The organism is Photorhabdus cinerea, from assembly GCF_011189575.1.
In the GTDB taxonomy this organism is placed as follows: Bacteria; Pseudomonadota; Gammaproteobacteria; order Enterobacterales; family Enterobacteriaceae; genus Photorhabdus; species Photorhabdus cinerea.
In genome coordinates, this window is the sequence record NZ_PUJW01000120.1 from 1 (window position 1) to 887 (window position 887).

At 37.8% G+C, this 887-nt stretch carries 3 protein-coding genes; all 3 read left to right on the forward strand.

Annotated features, from left to right (window positions below):
* A partial coding sequence (locus C5469_RS22875) for a Lar family restriction alleviation protein (RefSeq protein ID WP_207629333.1) occupies window positions 1-188 on the forward strand: 188 nt, incomplete at its 5' end.
* Window positions 181-378 (forward strand): DUF7279 family protein, encoded by a 198-nt coding sequence (locus tag C5469_RS22880; protein ID WP_166310996.1) that lies wholly within the window; start codon window positions 181-183, stop codon window positions 376-378. The genes C5469_RS22875 and C5469_RS22880, both read left to right, overlap by 8 nt.
* Window positions 379-822, forward strand: a complete 444-nt coding sequence (locus tag C5469_RS22885) for a YbcN family protein (protein ID WP_166310998.1) — start codon at window positions 379-381, stop codon at window positions 820-822. It begins immediately after the preceding gene.
* The last annotated feature ends 65 nt before the right edge of the window (window positions 823-887 follow it).

An 887-nucleotide genomic window follows, 5' to 3' on the forward strand; every position in this document is an offset into this window, starting at 1 on the left:
GAAGGATTTTTGATATGACAGAGAAACTTAAGCCGTGTCCGTTCTGTAGCGGAGAAGCCGCAAGATTACGTACTTCATGGGGGCTGGTAATTGTGTTTTGTACTACATGCAAAAACCAGACTACGAGATGTTTATCGCAATCTGACGCTATTCAAGCCTGGAATAAGAGAGTAAATAACGATGAATAATCATAGCTATCCGGTAGACGTCAGCGTGTATTACTACCGGAATTGGTGGGTACTAAAAATATCAGTGGATTGGGATGATGATATTTTCTTATTTCCAGCTAAACCAACAAAACGCCAGATCCGTAAATTCAAGAAGAATACTGTTAAATGGCTGAAACAAGGACTGATAGAAATAAATAATGGAGGATAAATGGAAGCTGATTTTTGTTTTCACGAATCGAATAAATCACAAGCGTGGGAAATATTAAAAGAAACACTTCAAACGAAACAGCCACATAGAATTATTATTAAGCCGTGGAAAAATAAACGCTCATTATCTCAAAATTCGACAGCACATATGTGGTTCGGTGAGATAAGTCGTTATTTGCGTGCTAATGGTGCTAAATATTCACCGGAAGAGGTTAAGGAGATGTTGAAACATACATTCTTGGGCTATGAAGTTGTCGAGATAATGGATGTCACTACGCAGCTTACAGAACGAGTCAGGACACTCAGAAAGACCTCAAAATTAGATACCGGTGAGATGTTCTATTTCATGACGCAAGTTGAAAAGTGGGCTTTTGATATTGGGTGTTTGGTTACTATTCCAAATAACTCGCAATATATGAAATTAAAACAGGAGCAAGATAAATAATGAATGACTGGATACTCTATTTCTATGCATTTGCTGGCATTGTAGCGACATTTGTTTTTGGGCTT